At 44.5% G+C, this 19755-nt stretch carries 26 protein-coding genes; all 26 read right to left on the bottom strand.

Features of this window, described 5'->3' with window-relative positions:
• Window positions 1-4302 (bottom strand): phage tail tape measure protein, encoded by a 4302-nt coding sequence (locus KSX81_RS24280; RefSeq protein ID WP_212702001.1) that lies wholly within the window; start codon window positions 4300-4302, stop codon window positions 1-3.
• Between the two features lie 343 nt (window positions 4303-4645).
• Window positions 4646-4873, bottom strand: coding sequence for a helix-turn-helix domain-containing protein (locus KSX81_RS24285; RefSeq protein WP_004303369.1), 228 nt, complete (start codon window positions 4871-4873; stop codon window positions 4646-4648).
• Window positions 4874-4884: 11 nt separating this feature from the next.
• Window positions 4885-5118, bottom strand: a complete 234-nt coding sequence (locus tag KSX81_RS24290) for a DUF2442 domain-containing protein (RefSeq protein WP_008998352.1) — start codon at window positions 5116-5118, stop codon at window positions 4885-4887.
• Between the two features lie 6 nt (window positions 5119-5124).
• Window positions 5125-5430 carry a DUF4160 domain-containing protein gene (locus tag KSX81_RS24295; protein ID WP_004303371.1) on the bottom strand — a complete coding sequence of 102 codons (306 nt, stop codon included), beginning with the start codon at window positions 5428-5430 and terminating at the stop codon, window positions 5125-5127.
• Between the two features lie 33 nt (window positions 5431-5463).
• A complete protein-coding gene (locus KSX81_RS24300) occupies window positions 5464-5874 on the bottom strand; it encodes a hypothetical protein (RefSeq protein WP_008998353.1) in 411 nt (136 codons plus the stop codon).
• Between the two features lie 180 nt (window positions 5875-6054).
• Complete coding sequence (locus KSX81_RS24305; protein WP_151850236.1) at window positions 6055-6501, bottom strand: hypothetical protein; 447 nt, start codon at window positions 6499-6501, stop codon at window positions 6055-6057.
• Window positions 6498-6932: a lysozyme gene (locus tag KSX81_RS24310; protein ID WP_008998356.1), complete on the bottom strand. Its 435-nt coding sequence runs from the start codon at window positions 6930-6932 to the stop codon at window positions 6498-6500. The genes KSX81_RS24305 and KSX81_RS24310 overlap by 4 nt, the downstream gene beginning before the upstream one ends.
• A complete protein-coding gene (locus tag KSX81_RS24315; RefSeq protein WP_008998357.1) occupies window positions 6929-7738 on the bottom strand; it encodes a hypothetical protein in 810 nt (269 codons plus the stop codon). The genes KSX81_RS24310 and KSX81_RS24315 overlap by 4 nt, the downstream gene beginning before the upstream one ends.
• A gap of 9 nt (window positions 7739-7747) precedes the next feature.
• Window positions 7748-8698, bottom strand: a complete 951-nt coding sequence (locus KSX81_RS24320; RefSeq protein WP_008998358.1) for a DUF6712 family protein — start codon at window positions 8696-8698, stop codon at window positions 7748-7750.
• Window positions 8682-9383, bottom strand: a complete 702-nt coding sequence (locus KSX81_RS24325; protein WP_004318193.1) for a hypothetical protein — start codon at window positions 9381-9383, stop codon at window positions 8682-8684. Before KSX81_RS24325 ends, KSX81_RS24320 begins: the two co-directional genes overlap by 17 nt.
• The gene (locus KSX81_RS24330) at window positions 9376-10740 is read right to left on the bottom strand and encodes a hypothetical protein (protein ID WP_008998359.1); all 1365 of its coding nucleotides are present in this window, start codon (window positions 10738-10740) and stop codon (window positions 9376-9378) included. Before KSX81_RS24330 ends, KSX81_RS24325 begins: the two co-directional genes overlap by 8 nt.
• 4 nt (window positions 10741-10744) lie before the next feature.
• Window positions 10745-11023: a hypothetical protein gene (locus tag KSX81_RS24335; protein WP_004318191.1), complete on the bottom strand. Its 279-nt coding sequence runs from the start codon at window positions 11021-11023 to the stop codon at window positions 10745-10747.
• The gene (locus tag KSX81_RS24340; protein WP_032853407.1) at window positions 11011-11532 is read right to left on the bottom strand and encodes a hypothetical protein; all 522 of its coding nucleotides are present in this window, start codon (window positions 11530-11532) and stop codon (window positions 11011-11013) included. Before KSX81_RS24340 ends, KSX81_RS24335 begins: the two co-directional genes overlap by 13 nt.
• Window positions 11533-11545: 13 nt before the next feature.
• Window positions 11546-11914 carry a hypothetical protein gene (locus KSX81_RS24345; protein WP_007478410.1) on the bottom strand — a complete coding sequence of 123 codons (369 nt, stop codon included), beginning with the start codon at window positions 11912-11914 and terminating at the stop codon, window positions 11546-11548.
• Window positions 11915-11933: 19 nt separating this feature from the next.
• A complete protein-coding gene (locus KSX81_RS24350) occupies window positions 11934-12161 on the bottom strand; it encodes a hypothetical protein (protein ID WP_008998361.1) in 228 nt (75 codons plus the stop codon).
• A gap of 156 nt (window positions 12162-12317) precedes the next feature.
• The gene (locus KSX81_RS24355) at window positions 12318-12551 is read right to left on the bottom strand and encodes a hypothetical protein (protein ID WP_008998362.1); all 234 of its coding nucleotides are present in this window, start codon (window positions 12549-12551) and stop codon (window positions 12318-12320) included.
• Between the two features lie 13 nt (window positions 12552-12564).
• Window positions 12565-12939: a hypothetical protein gene (locus tag KSX81_RS24360; RefSeq protein ID WP_008998363.1), complete on the bottom strand. Its 375-nt coding sequence runs from the start codon at window positions 12937-12939 to the stop codon at window positions 12565-12567.
• Window positions 12936-13292: a hypothetical protein gene (locus KSX81_RS24365; protein ID WP_008998364.1), complete on the bottom strand. Its 357-nt coding sequence runs from the start codon at window positions 13290-13292 to the stop codon at window positions 12936-12938. The genes KSX81_RS24360 and KSX81_RS24365 overlap by 4 nt, the downstream gene beginning before the upstream one ends.
• The gene (locus KSX81_RS24370) at window positions 13289-13639 is read right to left on the bottom strand and encodes a hypothetical protein (RefSeq protein WP_004318184.1); all 351 of its coding nucleotides are present in this window, start codon (window positions 13637-13639) and stop codon (window positions 13289-13291) included. Before KSX81_RS24370 ends, KSX81_RS24365 begins: the two co-directional genes overlap by 4 nt.
• Window positions 13636-13887, bottom strand: a complete 252-nt coding sequence (locus tag KSX81_RS24375) for a hypothetical protein (RefSeq protein ID WP_032853358.1) — start codon at window positions 13885-13887, stop codon at window positions 13636-13638. The genes KSX81_RS24370 and KSX81_RS24375 overlap by 4 nt, the downstream gene beginning before the upstream one ends.
• A 363-nt stretch (window positions 13888-14250) precedes the next feature.
• Complete coding sequence (locus KSX81_RS24380; protein WP_008998365.1) at window positions 14251-14769, bottom strand: hypothetical protein; 519 nt, start codon at window positions 14767-14769, stop codon at window positions 14251-14253.
• A 445-nt stretch (window positions 14770-15214) separates the two neighbouring features.
• Complete coding sequence (locus tag KSX81_RS24385; protein WP_195483812.1) at window positions 15215-16936, bottom strand: hypothetical protein; 1722 nt, start codon at window positions 16934-16936, stop codon at window positions 15215-15217.
• A complete protein-coding gene (locus KSX81_RS24390) occupies window positions 16896-17576 on the bottom strand; it encodes a hypothetical protein (RefSeq protein ID WP_004318181.1) in 681 nt (226 codons plus the stop codon). Before KSX81_RS24390 ends, KSX81_RS24385 begins: the two co-directional genes overlap by 41 nt.
• Window positions 17557-17901: a hypothetical protein gene (locus KSX81_RS24395; protein ID WP_008998367.1), complete on the bottom strand. Its 345-nt coding sequence runs from the start codon at window positions 17899-17901 to the stop codon at window positions 17557-17559. The genes KSX81_RS24390 and KSX81_RS24395 overlap by 20 nt, the downstream gene beginning before the upstream one ends.
• Entirely contained in the window at window positions 17876-18550 is a 675-nt protein-coding gene (locus KSX81_RS24400) for a DNA-methyltransferase (protein ID WP_008998368.1), read from the bottom strand. The genes KSX81_RS24395 and KSX81_RS24400 overlap by 26 nt, the downstream gene beginning before the upstream one ends.
• 156 nt (window positions 18551-18706) lie before the next feature.
• On the bottom strand, window positions 18707-19654 hold the full coding sequence (locus KSX81_RS24405) for a hypothetical protein (protein WP_008998369.1): 948 nt from the start codon (window positions 19652-19654) through the stop codon (window positions 18707-18709).
• Window positions 19655-19755: the final 101 nt, after the last annotated feature.

Raw genomic sequence — 19755 nt, forward strand, 5'->3', positions numbered from 1 at the left:
TTATTTTCCGCGTGTAAAGGTGTCGCGGGCGTTATCTATAGTTTCTTTGGCCTTCTCCAAATCCTGGTAAACGATATAGGCCTTTATCAATTTGATAGCCTCACAGGAGGCGCGAAGCTCCTTTGCCGCTTCCAGGAACTCCCGGTAGGAAGAATCCCCTGCATAAGAGGTAACGTAACCGCCTTCCGCATATTCACCCGGATTCTGTGGCAACGGGTTCGCATTGGTACGCTGCCGCCTGATCGCTTCGATAGTGCTAACAGCGTCGATTACTTTAGGATTATTCATTTCCGGCTGTGGTACCACATATTCTCCCTTATGAACAACGCCGGCCACTTCATAACGCCCACCGGGACCAGTGTAACCACCTTCCGAATATCCACCACCGGAAGAACCGGAAACAACACGTTCAGCCGTGGCGGTCTTGCTGCCGGTAGTGTTTTTCAGGGACATGTTTTTAATTCTGTCCCGTTCTGCTTTGGCCGATGCAAGCTGGGCCACACCGGTAGCCGCAAGCATTGCTGCAGCAACGGTTCCGGCGATCGGTCCTAAGTCCGCGTACGCCTTCATAATCGAAACGGCTGTATCTGCTATGATCTGGGAACACTTGATAGCAAAATTTACATCCGCATACTTCTTTTGAATCTCCAGTTTCTTATTTTCCTTCTCTTCTTCCAGGGCGGCAGTATCTTCACCGTTGTTCTCGGCTTCCTGTATGAGAACATCGTATTTTGCTTCCACCTGGTCGATTTCGGCTTGTTGAATGGCTTCCACCATGGAAGAGGAAAGACCGGAATAATAGTCAAAGTATTTTTTAGCGTTATTCATCTGCATTTGCAGCTTTTTACGCTGGTATGTCTTTTCATCTATTAATTCCTGATCGTGCAGATTCTTTAACAGGGCCAGTTCATTCTGGTATTCCTGTGCCCATGATACGCCGATCTGGGATTGAATCTGGTATAAACTATTCTGGTACTCAAATTCAAGCTGGCTAATTTCCTGTTGTTTCTGCTTCTCCAAACCAACGGTAGAAATCCCCGCCTGTCTCGCTATCTCAATTATGGCATTATAAGTCGTTTCTACATCCTGAACCTGTTTCCGGTGTGCTTCCTGCATACCGGTTATTCCTACCGGAACGGAAGTTATTTCACGTACTTTTTGAGCAATGGCCGCCCGATCACGCAATAACTTCATTTCAGACTCACGCACGGCGTCGGCCGCTTCCGTCGCTGTTTCTATACGTTTCTGTTTACCGGTAATTTCCAAAGCGGCAATATCATTCTGGTAAGTACGGTTTATCTCCAGAAGTTCTGCGGCGTGCTCCGCTTCAACTTCCAGCATATAGGCGTCGGCGGCTTCCTGCGTGATACTTTGGTTTAATACCGCTTTTTCCATGGTGTCCTTCTGGACATTGTAATAGGCGGTTTCAATCTTTAACCGTTCGTCCCGTTTCTCCTGTACCAGTTTTATACGGGCGTCCTCCTGCTTGCCGGTTTCCGTAAAAATGGCCGTCTGTGCTTCTGTTTCGAGCTTGTGGATTTCATCGAGTAATTTCTTTTTATTAGCCGGCGTTTTTGCTTCCAGCTTCTGGAGTGCGTCGATACGTTCCCGGTAATAGCGAAGGTTTTCCGCCGTCCCTTCGAGAATATACTGGGCTTCCGTCTTATTTTCCTTCTCCCGGTTCTGTTTGATTAGAAGCATACGTTTTTCGTGCTCGATCTCCAGAGGTTTTAACGTGGCGTCCGTTTCCGTATTTTTATACTCCCCGGCTTCCGCCTTCTTTTTGACCTTCCCCAGTTCGTTTAAACGTTTTATTTCGGTGTCGATACGTTCTATTTCCTTGTTTTTCTTGGCGATATTCGCTTCGCTATCTTCCGCCCACTGTTCCTGAACCTTTTTCTTTTCGGCCTCCAGTTTCTTTATGAGGGATGTTTCAGTATTTATATTTTCTTTATTGGTTCCGGTTAATGAAGTGGCCGTCGCCTCTGTTTTTAAGATATCATTATTGATCTGGGCGATTGCTGATTCTATACCGGCCAAATCCTTCTGTGTTGTCTGTAGGGCTTTCAACTGGTTAGCCTCTTTTTCCGTACCAAATAAACGGCTTATTTTAGCGGTAAGACTGTTCCGGTTATATCCTGACAATGTATTTTGCTGGCGGGTGTCCCAGTAAGCGTCGCTTTGCTCTGATTCCTGGCTTTCAAGATTCCTTTTTTTCTTGTACAATTCTTCCAGTTCCTCCTGGTAAGCTTTCAACTTGATTTGTTTTTCCAAGGAAACTAAATATTGATCTATAGCCTCCTTGTTGTTGTTTATGAGCCTGCCTTCTTCATTCAATTCCGCATTATAATCCGGTATCAGTTCTTTTAATTCAGCGAGCCTTTGTTTACGGGTGTAGTTGGAAAGGTTCTCGTCATTAATAGCAGCTACAAGAGTTTTTATTTTTGCTTCCTGGCTGGCATATTCTTCATTCACTTTCTTTACGACTTCCTGGTGGGCCTTCATCGCCGCCGAAGCCTGTTCCGTCTTCTTTGCAAGCTGGTAGATAGCAACACCGGCTGCCACGAGTAACGCGAGCAGGGCCGTATATGGATTCTTCAAAAGTTCGATCCTCATTAACCGAAGGGCGGCGGTACATCTTTTAATATTCAGGTGCAGCAATGCCTGGGCCGCCGCATAAGCCAGAGTAGCCGCCCGGCTGATATAAAGCTGTACGGCGTGCGCTTTCTCTGCAACGACCGAAGCAAGGGTCGCCGTTTTAAAACGGGCGTGCCACATGGTAGCGATTTTCAGTCCTCCATAGTAAGAAACCAAATAAGCGGTAACGGTATAAGTGACAACACCCCATTTATTAAACATGTCGATCATACCACCCACACCTTCCACCATAAGCGTAACAAGGTCTATTAAATCCCGGAGAATACCCTTTGATTCATAGAAACGTAAAACTACCCCTTCAATAGTTGAACTTAGCCGGTTTAATGCACCCTGAACGTTATCACCCATTTCTTCGGACATAGCATTAAAGGCGTCTTCCGCACCTGTTACCGCGTCGCAAAGTGCCAGCACGGTATCGGTACCGTTAAGGAAAGTGTTAAACGCTGCAACGGAACGTTTATCGGTCAGTTCAAGGGCCTTGTTCAAGTCTATTCCTTCGCTGTTTAGTTTTTTAAGTCCCTTTACCAGATCATCCAGGTTATTAACCGGACCACCGAGAGCAAGCGCGAGTTTGCCGCTACTGTCAGCCAGATTAAGCAAAATATTACGTGTTGCCGTCGCTGCCGATGAAGCGTCGAAACCGCTGTTTGCCAAAGCTCCCAAAAGGGCGGTCGTTTCCTCGATCGTGAATCCGAAAGAATTAGCTACCGGACCGACGGTAGACATTGCACTATTCAGGTATTCAAAACTTAAGGCCGAGGACGTTGTACCTATTGCCATGGTAGAAAGTGCCCGTTCCGTATCTTCCGCATCAAGATTGAAAATACGCAATGTTGCACCGGCAAGCGTAGCAGCCGAGGCAAGATCCGTGTCCACCGCCTTAGCGAATTTCAGTACGGAAGGCGTCATCGCTTTAATATCCTCTTTGAAAAATCCCAGCTTGGCAAGCTCTATCTGAAGTTCCGTTACCTGTGCGGCCGTATAAGAAGTAGTAGCACCCAGCCGGCGCGCTTCATCCGTTAAATCTTTAATACTCTTTTTCGTAGTTCCCAGGATAGCGGCCAAAGTACTGTTTTTCTTCTCAAACTCTATAATAGTACTGATCGCATCCCTTAGCCCGCCGACAATCTGCCCGGTTATCATTGCGCCGATAGTGACAAACACACCGGCCAGAACCGTTTTTATCTTATTCAGGGAAAGAAGGGAACTTCCGAAACCTTCCGCCTTTTTCGTGGCCTGCCCGTATGCTTTTTCAACTTCTTTCAGTTCCTTCTCCAGGGCGGCATATTTTTCCGGCTGCAAAGACTTCACCGTATCGCGAAGCTCTTTCCGCAAGGCGTTTGCCTTCCTTGCCAGCTGGTTGGCACTCATGGTGGTTTTATCCAGCCGTTTCTCACATTCGGCAATCTTCTTGTTATTCTCGCCGAGCGTCTTATTATTTTCTTTCAGTTGTTCATTCAGCCTTTTCCACTGTTTACCACCAGCTTTCCCTGTGGCGATTAAATCGGTCATAGCCTTTTTTATTTCCTTATTGCTATCCCGGAGCTCTTTGTTCTTTTCTGAAAGATTATGTATTTCCTTCTGCGCATCGGAGGCGTTCAGGGTTAACACCCATTCGATATAGTCAGGTTTTAATTTTGCCATAAGAGTAAATTTTATAAGGCAAAATTATCCTGGTGCAAAATGGCGGAAAAGGACATAAAAAAAGCCCGTAGAACCATTCTACAGGCTTATTATACTAAGAAGAACGTATTTTATCTCTTAAATGTAAAATCCGAAGGATCAAAATATCCTTTATCCTTAATTGTTGCCCGATCAATCATCCGGCAAACGTACCAGGTTAGAGGAACCGATATAAAAGGTGTCACGGTAAAGGATAGAAAGGTAAAAGCAAGCCACCCGGATAAAGTAGCCGGTTTATGCTTACATCCTACGAAAAAAGCTATTACCAGGAAAAAGCCGATGAGAAATAAAATATCTTCGTATGTCATACAATCATCGTTAGTTCTTTACCGATATCTTTAATAGTATTTACTATTAGGGCCTCCCGTTCTTGTGAGGGCTTTTTTATTCCACTTATATATTGAGACATAAGGCTTTGACTTATTCCCATACGTCGAGCCACCGCAGAAGCATTTAGTTCCGGGTGAGAAATAAAAATCCGATATAAGAAAGTTTCTTCTTTCTTATCTTGAATAGCTAAACAATCATTCATAGGGTCTAAAATTATGCAGCTATACCAATTTCATATAAAAACTCCGGTGCAAGGTCGGCACCGTTGGCCCATTCAATAGTAGCACGGGTTAAACCATATTGAACAAATTTTTCCTTATCCAATAACTCCCCGAAAACCTCACCTGTAAGATAAGGTTCCAAATTTACGATCTTTTTACTCCCGTCGCTGAAAGTAACAAGAAGCTCGTAATTCCTAATATAATCCACATCTATAACTCGTAACATAAGCGTTTATTTTAATGGTTCAATTTTATCTATTTTTTCCCCTTTTTGGGCCTTTTCCCAAAGAGAAAGTATTTCTGCTTCGTGCAAGTTAATCCACTCATTTACTTTTGCGATAACTTTAGCTGGAGCCTGACCGTCTACAATCCGATCCAATACGCTAATAGAACATTCATAATCACCATAAGTAAAATGAATATGTGGCGGATTATGATCTTTCCAATAGAGGAATATAATAATACCGAAGAATCTACAAATTTCAGGCATAAACTTTGTTTTATTGGTTACTGAAACAAAGATAGGTAATAAAATCATTACCTACAAATATTTAGGTATTAATTTTATTACCTATTTTAGCGAACTGGCAAACATTTCTTTTACCCTTTCCCTTACATAATCCTGATATTCATATTTAATCTTCCCGAGTGTGTCATGATACAGAATCCCGTATATCTGCCGGTTATAAATCTGGTAATTACCGTGTTTCTTCATATCCAGGAAGCGGGTATATAATGGAAGGTTAGAACGTGCGATTACTCCTTCGCCGTCTGGAACGACCGAATAATTCGGGTTCTGTAGTGCGGCCATTAATGCACCGGATCGCCCTTGTATGATCTCTCCGGTTCCCTGTACTTTCTTACGTTCACTGCCTTTCTGGTATATCCGCTTGGTAGCGATATCCAGTTGGGCTTGAAATATGTCCTGTATTCCACGCCCGATCCGGTCGGTAAAAAAATCCGTTTTAAAATTCTCGGCCATTCAGTTATTCATTTTTTGAGAATCCGGAAATAATGTGCCTTTTCCCGGATTCATCCTTAACAGTTTCATTTTTCTTGTTTGAGGCATATTTATATTTCCAATAGGTACACAACGCATCATTTACACCTATTGTAATAATACCTACTATGACAGTTAACCAGAACCACGCAAAAGCATCCATTAGAATCTTGTTTTAAATGAGAAAGCCAGGCTCCACCCCGCAAACGTCCGGTAAAAGCCGGATTCCGGAAGAGTGGAAAGGCTGGTTAAATCCAGTTCCTTAGTGACAGGGCAACCGGTGGCAGAATCTTCTATCAGCATTTGTTTGATACGCTCCATAACCGGCTGCACCTCTTCGATAGTCTCATAAGCCCCTTTTCGTTGGGGATCGTACTTGCTCATAAGGAAAATAACACATAAATTATTTTCCCTCACATTGTCAGCCGAAAGGCTGGCACCCGTTCCCGACGGAATCAGAATAAAGAGCACCGGACATTCTTCTTTTGATAGTCCTTGTATCGTCTTACTCATTTCCTCGTCAATGGTAACGGGTAGCACCTTCTTTATTTCAGGAACACGTTTTTGCACGCCTTCCCAGTATTCACGGTAAACCTTTATATCTATCATATCGTCAATCCCTGATAACGTTTCGCCTCCCATTCACGGCGGGTAACAAGCCCCGGAAGAATCTTACCGCCCCCGTATATCCACTTTTTGAACTCTGCCGGTATGGATGAATCATACGCATCCGCTCTGATCTTCTTATAAAGCGTTGAATTCTTGAATTTTCCGATACCTACATTAAAGCAAAAACTTACTACCGCGTCAAACTGGTACTGTCCCAAATGAAGGGGAAGCGCGTTCACCTGGTTTTCTACTGCTCTGATATCCGATTCAAAGAAAGCGTCGGCCTGGGGCTCGGTAATAACATCACCCGGTTTTACGCCAGCCGTGTGACCGTAACCGATCGTACATACTCCCGCGGCACATACATATGCTTTCAGGCGCAACCCCTCGAATTTCTTGATCTTGTTTTTTGTTCCTGTTGTCGTTCTCATTTCTTGTTACGTTTTTGGTGTAAATACTCAAACTTACATTTATACAGATAAAGCAATACATCCCAAAAGGGTGTATCGTCCACCTCCTTCTTATTGCCGAACACGCCGGAAGCCGCTACCTCAAAGACTATCCCGGTCCATCCGGTTTTATCGTCTGCCTTCCGGTCCTCGGATGCCAGCTTCTGAAACAATATCCGAAAGTCGATAGCTTCACCACCGATATAAACCGGTCCGGAAAGAACCATTTCCCAAACAGCGGAAAAGAAGTTTACCGCATGAATGGCAAGCAAGGAAGGAACGGCCGGCATCTTCTCCGGGTCCTTGTACCGGTAAAGCTTTAATGTGATATCCTGGAAGATTTCATTTATAGCCGGTTCGTCTTTTTCTGCCGCCTGCTTGCTTTGCTGCAACAAATCCAGGCAATCACAAAAGTTACCGAAAGTAAGACCGTTCAGCATGTCACCGACACCATGCCAGCCCCCGAAATCCTGCATCAGGTTACGCCCAGTTTTCAGAATGGGCGTAACGATCCGCTCGCCCTCTTTACCGGTTGTATAAGAGAAAAAGCCGTCCAGCTTTTCCAGTTGACCGTCCAGCTCTCGGATGATCTCACGCCGGTACATGGTGTAATCCGCTTTCATGCCCAGAAGGAAAGAAAGCCATTTTACGCGGAACTGTCCGGGGCTGATCGTACCGCGGTTCATCAGTACCGACAATATAAGAAACTGCCGGTACTGCTCACTGCTGACTTCATCCAGGCAGGAAGGAACCTCCGCCGTCTTACTATTATATGTAAACTTCTCCATATCCGGACATTAAAAGGTTATTCCTTTGGATTGTACGGTAACACCCGGTATATAGTAATCCACCGTTTCCGACTGCGCATCCAGTTCCCTGATGATATCCTGCAATACATCCAGGTAAGCCGCCGCGTCCTGCTCCAGACTGTTAGCAACCGATTGCCGGGCCTCTTTTTCCGCCCGCAATTTATCTCGTACGGTTGTGCTCTGCTGTACCTGTACGATTCCACTTGGCAGAACTTCCACCGGTAAACGTTCAACGGCCTTTTTTATGGTGAGAAGTGCAAGCGGGCGGCGTACATACTCCAGCAATTTCTCCGTTAAAACGGTATCGCCTTCAATCAGTTTATTATAACGGTTCCGGGTGATAACAGGTATTATCTGCCCGTCCTGGACTTCCCGGATCATAGGAATAAGTACCAGGAAAAGCCGGTGACTGCCGATATTGTAATATTCATCGAACGTTTCCTTATTCTGGATTAGAAGCCGGTTTATAGCCTTTTTCTTAATGCCGTTCATCCAGAAATCAAACTTTTCTCGGTCCATTAGCTCCACCAACGCGTCTACGGCTTCATAAGCCAGGTTCCGGATATTCTCTTCATCCTTGAACTCCTGTAAGGCAGTCATACCCGTTTCATTCTCTCCAAGGTGTTTGCCACGTCCGGCCGTTCCGTGTTGTGCGTCCAAAGTGGGAATGACCTTTAACCAGGTAAACATCGCCACCGCCTGCTGCATCAGCCGCAAAGTTTCCGCCATGCCGTCCGATTCCGTGCCGTCCGCATGATCTTCACGGTAATACTTATCTACCGCGTCTATGGGTTCCGTTCCGATGATAGCCTGTAAATCCCGAATACCCAGCGGTAAGATAGGTTCCCACTTGGTAAAATCAAGATCATTATCGATCAATCCCAGAACACGGACTATTTCACCGGCACCGTCACCGCCTTTATTAAATAACTTCGTCATTTGCTCGGTCTCTTTTTAGTGTATATGGTTTCCAATTATCAAAATCCTTTGTGAAATTGTTTATTTCATCGTAGAACTCCTTATAAAAGCGGGCCAGCCCGGTGTCTATCGTTATACAGGTCTGTTCCGTACGCGGATTGGTGTTCACATTGGCCGAGCTTTCTATTACAAAATCAAAAGCGTTACCAAAACCGGCCATTACTTTAGCATGGTTACGGAAAATACAGACACGTGATCCGAAACGTTCCGCCACCTTCTTTAGGTATAAATAAACATCCGCGTAGGAACCTTGAAAGATTTCACCTACATAAAAATCCGCGTGCCCTATGTCTTTTCTCTCCAGCCATTTCTCCACCTCCTTAACATCGGTAATTGCCATACACCAGGTAGAAATCAGAACATATTCCACCGGTTGTTGCTTCACGATCACACGAAGATAAGTAAGGCTATCAACGTCCCCATGACTGATACAGTGATAAGACGCCCCTTTCTCAAAATGCCAGGGCAAACACTCTTCCAGGTGCAGCTCCGATTTTATCCGCCGATCAAAATGAACGTTTTTCGTCCGGCGGGCCTTTATATGCTTGTCCGGGGTGTTATCGGCCCGGTTCTCTTCCGGTTGCCGGTCGCTTACCGGTTCTTCCGGCACATCTTCCGGTTTCGGTGTAAAAAACAGACTACGCATTTTCTTTCATACGGTTAGAGGGTGAAACGTTCTGTTCCGCTTCCACTATGGTACGATAAAGCCCTACTTTCGTTGCGGTACCCGGAAAGTTGGCATTAATATACTGCTGTAACGGCTTACAAAGGATCATGTCCGGAATAGCCGTTTCAGAAGCGTTATACACTTTCAGGCTGTATAATTTCTCCGATCCGGAAGAAAGTTTGTTTTCTATAATCAGATTTGAAAGTACCGGATCAAGACCGAAGCCGGAAGTGGCGGCAGCGTCCGCCTTATTGGATATCTTAATCTGGGCGTCCACATAATCCTTTATCTTCTTATCCAGTGGTTCCACCGTCCAGCCCTCAAAGTTATTCGCTTCCGGATTCCAGAATTTGGTCGTGTGCATGTATTTTCCGGCGTTCTGCCTTCCGGTAATGTTGGAGGCGAATTTCTCCATAGCTTCGTCCTTGAAATCTTCCAGCATCTGGGCCGTATATTTCTCGCCTGTACGCTCGCAAACCTGTTTTATACGTGCTTCCGCGCGGTCCCAGTAAGACTGCGGCGATTCGATATGCAGGGAAATGGCCGAAGCGTTTTCGTTATAGGCGATCAGGATAGCGGCCAGACCGCCGGCAAGCTCCAGCCAGTCAAGCGCACCCAGAAAACGCGGCGTACTCATAAAGTCCTTACAAAAGGAATAGATATTATAATACTTCACGGAAACCGGATATTTGAACGGGTGGGCCGGATCAAAGATCGGGTAACGGTAAGTATAAGCCGGATCAGGATAAGGAAAGTCGCCCACAAGCACTTCCTGCGGTTCATCCTCACCGTCGGGAGGATATACCAGACGGGCCTTCTGGTAGGGAATATGTTCCAGCCGTACCAAACGCCCGGGATTGCCCACACGTGGCGCACGGTTCCGGACAAACTTTATAAAAAAGCCCTGCATGTGTGTTAAGTCTACGAGTGAGCGATGAAGAACCGTCGTGTAATCCCACGACTCCAGGTCGGCGGTTATTTCCGGATCGAGTTTCCAACGCCGGTAAAAACGGTTATTGTCTTCGTCGATTGCATCCTCATACAGCCGTGGACCTTCTCCCCACTGCAAACCGGCTATTTTACCCATAATACCTTCACCGGCGTAGAATTTATCCAGTAAACGCATGACATCGCCCGGCATGTCGTTATTATCCCCCATGGGAACAATAAAAGTACCGTTTACGCTGATCTTACGCGAAAAGAAAGCCCCCCGCCGGTTTAACTGGATGCTGGAAGGTTCCCAACCTTTACCGCGGCCACCGATAGAAAAGGAGATCAAACCCTTGTCAGTGCCGGTATCTATAATTCCAAAGTTGCCACTTCGTCTTATTTCCATACTCTTAAATCGTTATTCTTTTCCCGTTGAACTCCATTACCAGGCATTCCCAGCAATTCAGCGGCCGACCCGTTGTGGTGTCCGTCAGGAATAGTTTATAGCTTGAATTTTCGATGCTTTCATCCGTCGCCTTCTTCCTCAAACGGGCGGCCGTGAGTATCACCATGTCACCGCCGTCCCGTGTCTGCCGGTTCCATTTCCGGAACTTGATAGAAAAGGTTCCCCCTGAAATGGTAATCCGCTTCATCTGTTCTACCGCTACATAAAGGTTTATTTTTTCCATAGTCGGCGGATAAAACTTTTAATCCCGCCCCAGTTATCATGGACCAGGCAAAAGGATAGAAAGAAAAACATGAATTTTAGGAACGTCCATAAGCTACACCCGTTTGTAACCTTTTCTTTTTCCTGGCTTTGTTGCTTAACGTCGGATTTACGGGTAACGACTGTTTCCGCTTGACTGGTAGTTTCCTTATGATCCTGGAAGGAACTGCTTTGATTCTTTCCAGTTCTTTTTTCAGTTTTTCGGTTGCTGAAATCAATTTCTTTAATTCTTCCGAGGCTGTCGTAGTCGATACGGATATGCGTACTATCTTCCCGGTAAACGTCAAGTACGTGCTCCTCATTGCTTGAATCTCTCCGCGCAAGTTCAATAACTCCGTCAGTAGTTGTTTGTTTTTCTTCTCCAGTTGCTTCTGTAACCGTTTTTCGTGTAACAGAGCGAGAAGAACGACAACCGTAAAAACAAGCTGCAAAACAAATAAAAATAAGTAGGTGTACGATTCCATGTCTCATGTTTATTAAGTCGTTAATTATTATTAGTGTCAAAAGTGATAGATTTACGGTTCGGGCAATTTTTCACACCGCAAAGAAACGGCTTCATAGTGTCCATTACACGGGCGTTCTGCTTGATTGCCTTTTCCATTTCGTTACATTTCTGCAGGACTTCCTTGTACTTGTTATCCACTTCGTCAAACCGTTTTTTCTGTTCCTGGTACGCGTTCTTTAGCTCCTTACGGTCATTCTTCATATCCTCGATTAGTTCCTGGTAAACCTCTTGTACTGACTTCATGGCATCAGCTTCCGCCTGTTTACGGGTATATCGGAGAGTGAATAACCAGGTCAGTCCACCCGTGCAAAGAGCCGTAATAATCGCTGTAATTATCGTTTCCGTCATATTGATAGAGTTGAAAATTTTACATTATGGTCCAGACGGTACATACATGCGTCAAATAGCCCGCCACGATCCCGGCCAGGTCTGCCAGAATATCCTTCCAGTCCCATTTATTACCGGGTGACATTTTATCCCCGTATTCCTTACCCAATGAAGCACCCAGGGCAAAGGGAACACCATAATTACCCAACAGGGCACATATAGCGTAATTAATCCCGAAATGCTTCCATTTGTCCGTTCCTATTTTCATAATTTGAATGATTGGTTACTGCAAAGGTGGGAAGAACGGACACGGACAAAAAGGACATAAAAAAGAGTGCCGGGAACCACCCCGGCACAAACAAACCCTAACCTGGGACTTAAACCCAACGGCTGCCTTTTCAGCCGGTATGCTAAATTATTAATATTAAGGATTAGACAGCTTTTCGATGTCTTTTTTCATCATACGTAAAGTTCTGATTCTTTCTACTATTTTTTCAGCGGAAAGAGGTTCGCCCCCTTCATCGGTCAAATCGTCGATAGTTTCCTCTATTACTCGTATGTAACAAGCGGAAACCGGCTCCGTCTTAACTTGCCACTGCTTCAATATTCCGGCACTTTCATCTGTTATATGTGCGCCGTTTACTTCTATATCTTTCATAACAAATCTTTCATTAAACGTTTTTAATCGGTGTAGTCTCTAAGGTAGTGAAATCAATTATTCCGGCCTGCCGGTATATCCCGAGGGCGACTTTCCTAAACCGTTCGTAATTACGTCTGTCAATGGGCGATAACTGCCACCTCTTCATGTCTTTCATCAAATCCGGTATATTATTAGCACTATTATACATACAGTTGTTTTTACCGTACTCGTGATGAAGTGATACAGACTGAAAATTACCAGAGAAAACAACCAACCGTAAACGTTCAAGTTCAAGGAAAGCAAACTCATTGTTAACCTTCTCCACTTTATATGCTCTTAATTCAATGGAAGGCGTACCGTATTCACGTTTAACGAAAAATAGGATATCAGGATTATTTGTATTCATCTGGCACCTCCTTTTAAGTCTTCTAATTTAATATGTGAAATACTTGTTATACTTTCCAGTACCCCGTCGCATACACTTTTAACCCTTAATCCGCGGGAACCGTCTTTCTTGGGTAAATTCAGGTGATAATACGGGCGATTCCTCCAGAATGTAATCCGGAAAATCCAGCCACGAACTTTAAAAGTAGCATTGCTTATTTTATAATCAATCTGTATCAGATCACCCGGTTTAAATTTACTTTCTTGTAGAAACATTTCCTGTATTTCTTCCTTTTCCTTCTTTATTTCCTCAATCCTTTTATCATTGTTTTGTAATTGAGTAAGTAACACTTGCTGATATTCAGTATATATCATTCGGCACCTCCTTTCTTTTCTATCTGGGGACGCTCTGAAAACCTATATATTCTTTTAACCCGGTAAATGAAAAAATAGGCTACAGGCTTGTCACAGCCGTTATTATGTGTTTTAGTGTCCTGATCTATATGAATAAACCCGCTACCGGAAGATATTTTCAGCGGCATTGTTTTAGGGTATTTCTCGTTCAGCTCCTTTACCTTTGCTTCCAGTTCAGTTTTAAAAGCATCAAAGGAAATTTTATCAGGGCAAAGCGTATTACCAAACTGGTTTGCAAACTCTGCCATTTCAGCACATTTTCGATTCTGTGGTTTATATTCGTTAAGCTCTATAAAATAAGATATCATTTTCGGCCTCCTTTCCTCGCTTTCTTGGCACGACACACACATATAACTGCACCAATGACAGCCGGTGGATAGATAAAAGTAAGACAGAAACAAGCGATAGCAGATAAGTAATAAGCCCCAGAAGTTGAACAAACAGTACATTCATGTTTCGGTTCCTGAAAATAACGATGTTGGATCGTGTTTACGTCCGTGCTACCAGTACGGAACGAAGGCACGTAGCTTGTGCCGGATTGAAGTTCTTTTTTCATAACGGTGTAATTTTGACTATTTTACATGGGAAAGGCGGTTACCATTTCCCCTAATTCGTCAAAATTACACCGCAAACCGTCCGAAGATCGGGTTATAAGTTAGGGAAAGGCAACCGCCTTATATATCCAAAATAGATAAATACCGAGCATAAAAAAAGCCCGTTGTTTATTCGAGCCAATAACCGAGACTCACCGGACCGCACCAGCGGTGTAATTTTGACAGGGGCAAATGTCGGTATTAAAATCTGAACAAAAAAAAAAAAACGTTAATAAAAGTTTACCATAAAAGAAAATTTATCGACTCTACGATTCGTTACTTCGTAACAAAAACGCCCGCCAAAATTGGCGAGCGTTAATCTATTCTTATGGTTCATATCTCTTTTGAGCTTCATCCTCTTCATCACTTTCCTTTTTCATATTTCGCATAAATAAAGGAACTTTCTTTTCAACCTCTTCATTTTTATTCTCTTTATCTTCCATGGCCGCTTTCTCCATGTCTTCAAAATCTTTTTGTGTTATAATTCCTTCTCGTATTTCATCATCAGAAACTATATCTTTACTTAATAACCAATGATATACATTTTGATTCGTGCTCTCATTTGTAACAACATACGCCTGCTCAAATTTCCACCGAAATTTTGCTAAATAATTCATGGCGTCTACCATAGAATTAAATTCAATTTTCTTCCCGGATTCATCTACCATAAACGTTTTGTATTTTCCGAAATAAGATGTTTTTTGCCCGAAGTCTATTTGTATTTTGACTTTAGAACTTAAGACTTTCCCTGTACCAACAATTTCACAAAACGTTTTTCGAGTTTCTTGTGCTGTCGCTGCTACTACTAAAATAGCCAACACGGTAATTAATAATAATTTCTTCATATCAGTAACTTAAAATTAGTGTATACTTTCATCTGTACCACCCGTAAGTTCTGACGGTTATATGCAGTGTAATTTTGACGGCTGCAAAAATACTTAAATATGTACATTTATAAAGAATATAATCCCCAAAAATGAAAGGCAACCGCCCAAAAATACACGGTAATTCACCCAGAAACGGGCAAAAAACGAGTAAAAACACATAAAAAACGCACTTTTTCGCGTAAAATTTTGGTCTAAATGCAGATAAACGACTGAAAAACAGTCAAAAGCCGAAAAAAAATTCAAAAACTAAAAAAATGACACCTTCCGAAGACCGAGCCGCTCAGAAGTCGGAAAGCAGTTGCCCTCCCCCTAAAAGGTGAAATATGACCTCTCCCGGAGGGGTACCCGTAACCTGATAACACAAAAAACGCCGGAAAACCAATTTTCCAGCGTTACAAGGCAATTACCTTTTATGCCTGTTCTCTATCCATTGATCCACAAACGAGTCGGCCTGTAGCGTCCGCTTGCCCCGTACTAAAGCTATCCAGCCGGGGCGCATCAATAAGTATTTGAAAGCGTCGGAGAAATTGGTGGATAACATCGGTAGTTTTTTCGGTGCAAGCTTTTCGGACTTCTTCACTTTGAACACTACCTTAGAATTACCCCGGTATTTGATTTCAGCCTTTGCCTTTTCTACGGAACTAACCATTTCTTTACAGTTCACCGCATCAACCAGCAAGATAGGCAGGTTCTTGTTGGTACCGCCCATAATCTCCTGCATAAAGTCGTATTCTGCATCCTGTCGGATAACTGCCTGTTTACGGCTCTTTAGGTTTACGATCCAGCCGGTACGGTTCCCGCTGCCGTCTTTTTCTATGGCGTCTTTGATCTTACCCGCGTAATCCTCCTTCTGTTTCTCAAAGTTATTACCTGCACGGTCATAGTACAAATCCAGTTCTTTGTATTCGTGGTTCTGGAAGAAGGTGAGGAACTGGTCGGCGATCTCCCGGAACCAGCCCGGCGGTATCTCAAAAAAGTTCTTATGTACCCGGTAATAAGCACCGTCCGCCTGACCGATCACCAAAGAAAGCATATTACCGAAGTCCATACCGCCTTCAATCGTTTTATCATGGTGCAGGTACCGGAGTTCCCGCGAACTGTAAGCGGCTTCCCCGGAAGCGGTACCGTTATAATACTTATGTCCTTCACCAAACAACACATAGAAACGTAAATCCCTGCGAAGACCGGGACGCATACCCACCACCGACTTTTTAAATTCGTGAAGCTCCAGCGTACCATTATACAACCGCTTTAAATACTCTATCGTAAGTATCTCAACATTAGCGAATGAAGAAGCGTTAAGAAAGAACGTTTGTCCTTTTCTCAACTTCAATAAAGCCCGGTCGTAATATTCAATATCCCGTTTCAAACGTTTCAGCTTCAAGGGGGAAGGCTTATTTTTTCTTTCTTCTTTTAATAGAGAAATTACCAGATCATTACGCATACTTGCCGCCTGTACTATTTTAATGATCCGTTCCGGGTCCATTTGCTTGACATACCGGAAAAACCAGTCGTACTCGTTTTCGTCGATATCCGGCATATCGGTAGTAATGGTTATCCCCAGGAACAAATGGGAATGTCCGTAAGTGATCGCATCACCGCGAAGAATAGGCATAGCGCGGTTTACTTTCATTTCCTTGTCGTACTTCGCTTCATCATAAAACAGATGTATTACAGACTTTCCGGCAAGCAGTGAAGGGTTATCCAGTGATCCCATAAAAATAACGCATCCGTTCCAGAAGCTGTAAACATGCTTGTAATCATCTACAATAACCGAACATTTACGCCGCCAGGATTCAGGCGGGCGGGTATCTTTTACATAGTGTACCCCTTCGATCAGGCCCATAAGCTGCCAGCCCTTCTGAACGGCCGGCATTATATTATCTTCCAGGTTACTGTAGGTATTGGCAACAAAAGCGAACGCACCGCCGGGCATTTCTTCCACGCAACGGGCGGAACGCCTGGCTTGTATAACGGTCGATTTGGCCATACCGCGCCCGTCAACAGATACAAGGATAGTAGTATCGATCCAGTCCGTCAGAACCTGGATTATATGGCCGTATTTGATTTCCACATCATCGGCGTTACTCACCTTCGTTATCTTCCCCGAACTCTTTGATATCATACAACATACGTTTTTTCAGGTCAAAAGCTTTAATACGCGCGTCCTCTTTTATATTATCACGTACAATAACAGGAATTTCCGGGATCGCGTCGATAAACTCTTCCAGTTCCTTACGGTCGATTTCAGGAACACCCAGATCCTTACGGCTGGTAGTATAAATAACCGTGCTTTTCTGTGAAAGCAGTTCCTCCGGTATTTCGGCCTGTTGATCCTTATAACATCCGCGAAGTTCCGCCGCCAGTTTCAGCAGGTTCTTAGCCTCCTTCACATTTCCCATAAGAAAGACGGTATTCGCCCAGTTTTCGGCCTTTTCCGCATACAAGTTAGCGAAAGCCTGCGGGCGTACGTTATCCTGCGTATAAAAGAAATTGAGACTGTCAGCGTACACCTGGCGGGCCATCCAGTCCGAAAGGCCGTAAGGTTCCGACTTCAAAAGGCGGATGATGCCGGCCTTTGTCACCAGCTTACCATTTATACGCATACGGGCACGAAGGCCCCGTACCATTTCCATAAGGCTGTAATATTCCCTTTCATCGGGCGCGAGGGCTTCCAGCGTACCGGTAGAAAGAATCCTTTGAATCTGGTTGATATCCACCTTGTCAAAGTCTATTCGTGAGGGCTTAATTAAATTCGTCGTCATCCATTTGTTCGATTAAACGTTCAAAAGTATGTCTTTTCCGTACGGCCTCCAGCTGTTTTATAGCTTCCACGTTTCCGCCTTCCGCCGCTTCATGGAGTTTTATTTCAGGGGCGGCACGTGCTACCAGAATCCCTTCCCGGATCAGGAAGTTAACGGAAGTTCCTACCGTTTCCGCATCCCGGACAAAAAGCCTGGCATCCTCCAGAGAAAGCCCCAGGGAAACGGCTATGTCTTTCGGCGAATACCCTAAAGAAGACAAACGCCGTACATCCTCTTTTTGCTGCGCATCCAGGTAAATACTATCCACCACCGTTAAATCGTTCATACGCATCTTTTATTCGTTTCTGTGCCGTGAAATAATAAATTTCGTCCTGTTCCATTAATACAAAGTTCCGGCCGCTTTCAATGGCTGCCACGGCTGTAGTACCGGAACCGCCGAAAGTGTCCAGGATCAGATCGCCGGGCTTTGTACTGTCTTCAATCAGTTTACGGATCAACGCCACCGGTTTCTGTGTGGGATGAACCTTTTCACCTTCTACCAGTTTCGCACCGGACGCAAAAGACCGGATATTATCTATTATGTTTGTGGCACCGATAGAAACACCCTTCCCGCAATGAAACAAAATAAGCTCATGTATAAAGGCGTAATGATTACCCGGGCCCGACTGTTTGTTCCAGACGATCATGTTTGACGCGCCTATATACAAGTCAAACAACGGATAATAGAAAGCATACCCGCGCCAGTCCGTAAAAAAGTACACACAAGCACCGGGTTTCTTCACCCGGTTAAATTCCAGGAACAAATCCCGGTAAAAGGGTTTACAGATAGACAAATCTTTAAAGCTGCCTTTCTGCCCGTTGTGTGTCATTCCCAGGAAATAAGGCGGATCGGTTATTATACAATCTACGGAATTGTCCGGAACACGTTTCAACGCCTCCAGGCAGTCCTCGTTATAAATTTTGTTTGTAATCATTGGAAAGTTGTTTAAGCCGGCTTTCTTCTTTTTCTATCCGGAGGGTTAATGTTTTGAGCTGGTGTCCCAGCTCCGAGCGGTCGCAAGGATGAGAGAAACGGCCCAGGTTCTTTGTGATCCGTTGCCGTTTCCCTGTCAGACTGGCAATAAGTTCGACTACTTTTTTTTTCGCGCCTCGATTTCTTCCTCTATGGCCTTCTGTGTAGTTTCCCACTTCTGGATCAATGCAAGGGCACTCGTTTTCTTCTTCTCATCATCCCCGGCCTGTTCCAGTTTCGCCTTATTCTTTGAAAGGTTGGCGCGGGCGTTATTCAGTGCCTTTTGTATGTCGATATCCGAAAGGTTCTCGACGCCCTTACGGACGGACAAACTTTTTACCTTCTCACATTTACCCAGAATCTTTCCGTTCTCCCGGTAATATTCCAGTTCGTCCCACATATCGCGGTTAGCGATGAAGTTTTCCACAACCGCCTGCGCTTCCTGTGCTGTAGAAAGTGAACTGACATCATCCGGCGTGGCTTCCAGGCGGGCAAAAGCTTCCTTATACTTCCCGTATGCGGTGAACATGTCGGAAACAAGTATTTTCAGAATGTCGGGACAATCCGGAGAGTTCAGAAAGGTAAATTTCTCGCGGAAACGTATCATTTTGGTTACGGTTTCCGGAGCTGCCTTGTATCGTTTCTCCGCCTCTTCCAGTTCCTCTTCCAGCTCTTCCACACGGTCGGCATTTTCATCCATGGAAAGAACCTTATCCCGGAAATCGGACGAAACGAGTTCTTCCACGCTGACACCGAAAGATTCGGCAAGTTCCAGCAACAAATCATCGCTGTATTTTACCGGCGTTTTGGGTGTTTCCTCCCGGACGGGTTCCATTTTTACCGCGGCCGGCTGTTTGGAGTTGCGCCGGATCGTCTTAAACTCACGTTCGGAAAGCCCGGCCAACTTCCGTAGTTCCTCTAAAAGAATGGCCTTCATCGTTTCCGTTTCTCCCTGCCGGCGGAATGACTTCTTTAACATACGGTTGATACCGTATTTCTCGTACAGTTCCACGCCCTGAATGAAGTTACGCGGACCGGCCAGATAGGTAATAATTTCCTGTTTCATACTATATAAAAATTTGATGATACAAAGGAAAAAAGGGGCAATTACCCTAAAAAGGACAAAGGGTGGCCGGGCATGTGCTGCCGGTCACCCTTTGAATTATA

The sequence above is a fragment of the Bacteroides sp. MSK.18.37 genome (genome assembly GCF_019129155.2).
In the GTDB taxonomy this organism is placed as follows: Bacteria; Bacteroidota; Bacteroidia; order Bacteroidales; family Bacteroidaceae; genus Bacteroides; species Bacteroides ovatus.

Coding starts and splice junctions, on each gene's coding strand:
- KSX81_RS24280 (WP_212702001.1), bottom strand. CDS start 4,302: ATGGCAAAATTAAAACCTGACTATATCGAATGGGTGTTAACCCTGAAC.
- KSX81_RS24285 (WP_004303369.1), bottom strand. CDS start 4,873: ATGAATGATTGTTTAGCTATTCAAGATAAGAAAGAAGAAACTTTCTTA.
- KSX81_RS24290 (WP_008998352.1), bottom strand. CDS start 5,118: ATGTTACGAGTTATAGATGTGGATTATATTAGGAATTACGAGCTTCTT.
- KSX81_RS24295 (WP_004303371.1), bottom strand. CDS start 5,430: ATGATTTTATTACCTATCTTTGTTTCAGTAACCAATAAAACAAAGTTT.
- KSX81_RS24300 (WP_008998353.1), bottom strand. CDS start 5,874: ATGGCCGAGAATTTTAAAACGGATTTTTTTACCGACCGGATCGGGCGT.
- KSX81_RS24305 (WP_151850236.1), bottom strand. CDS start 6,501: ATGATAGATATAAAGGTTTACCGTGAATACTGGGAAGGCGTGCAAAAA.
- KSX81_RS24310 (WP_008998356.1), bottom strand. CDS start 6,932: ATGAGAACGACAACAGGAACAAAAAACAAGATCAAGAAATTCGAGGGG.
- KSX81_RS24315 (WP_008998357.1), bottom strand. CDS start 7,738: ATGGAGAAGTTTACATATAATAGTAAGACGGCGGAGGTTCCTTCCTGC.
- KSX81_RS24320 (WP_008998358.1), bottom strand. CDS start 8,698: ATGACGAAGTTATTTAATAAAGGCGGTGACGGTGCCGGTGAAATAGTC.
- KSX81_RS24325 (WP_004318193.1), bottom strand. CDS start 9,383: ATGCGTAGTCTGTTTTTTACACCGAAACCGGAAGATGTGCCGGAAGAA.
- KSX81_RS24330 (WP_008998359.1), bottom strand. CDS start 10,740: ATGGAAATAAGACGAAGTGGCAACTTTGGAATTATAGATACCGGCACT.
- KSX81_RS24335 (WP_004318191.1), bottom strand. CDS start 11,023: ATGGAAAAAATAAACCTTTATGTAGCGGTAGAACAGATGAAGCGGATT.
- KSX81_RS24340 (WP_032853407.1), bottom strand. CDS start 11,532: ATGAGACATGGAATCGTACACCTACTTATTTTTATTTGTTTTGCAGCT.
- KSX81_RS24345 (WP_007478410.1), bottom strand. CDS start 11,914: ATGACGGAAACGATAATTACAGCGATTATTACGGCTCTTTGCACGGGT.
- KSX81_RS24350 (WP_008998361.1), bottom strand. CDS start 12,161: ATGAAAATAGGAACGGACAAATGGAAGCATTTCGGGATTAATTACGCT.
- KSX81_RS24355 (WP_008998362.1), bottom strand. CDS start 12,551: ATGAAAGATATAGAAGTAAACGGCGCACATATAACAGATGAAAGTGCC.
- KSX81_RS24360 (WP_008998363.1), bottom strand. CDS start 12,939: ATGAATACAAATAATCCTGATATCCTATTTTTCGTTAAACGTGAATAC.
- KSX81_RS24365 (WP_008998364.1), bottom strand. CDS start 13,292: ATGATATATACTGAATATCAGCAAGTGTTACTTACTCAATTACAAAAC.
- KSX81_RS24370 (WP_004318184.1), bottom strand. CDS start 13,639: ATGATATCTTATTTTATAGAGCTTAACGAATATAAACCACAGAATCGA.
- KSX81_RS24375 (WP_032853358.1), bottom strand. CDS start 13,887: ATGAAAAAAGAACTTCAATCCGGCACAAGCTACGTGCCTTCGTTCCGT.
- KSX81_RS24380 (WP_008998365.1), bottom strand. CDS start 14,769: ATGAAGAAATTATTATTAATTACCGTGTTGGCTATTTTAGTAGTAGCA.
- KSX81_RS24385 (WP_195483812.1), bottom strand. CDS start 16,936: ATGATATCAAAGAGTTCGGGGAAGATAACGAAGGTGAGTAACGCCGAT.
- KSX81_RS24390 (WP_004318181.1), bottom strand. CDS start 17,576: ATGACGACGAATTTAATTAAGCCCTCACGAATAGACTTTGACAAGGTG.
- KSX81_RS24395 (WP_008998367.1), bottom strand. CDS start 17,901: ATGAACGATTTAACGGTGGTGGATAGTATTTACCTGGATGCGCAGCAA.
- KSX81_RS24400 (WP_008998368.1), bottom strand. CDS start 18,550: ATGATTACAAACAAAATTTATAACGAGGACTGCCTGGAGGCGTTGAAA.
- KSX81_RS24405 (WP_008998369.1), bottom strand. CDS start 19,654: ATGAAACAGGAAATTATTACCTATCTGGCCGGTCCGCGTAACTTCATT.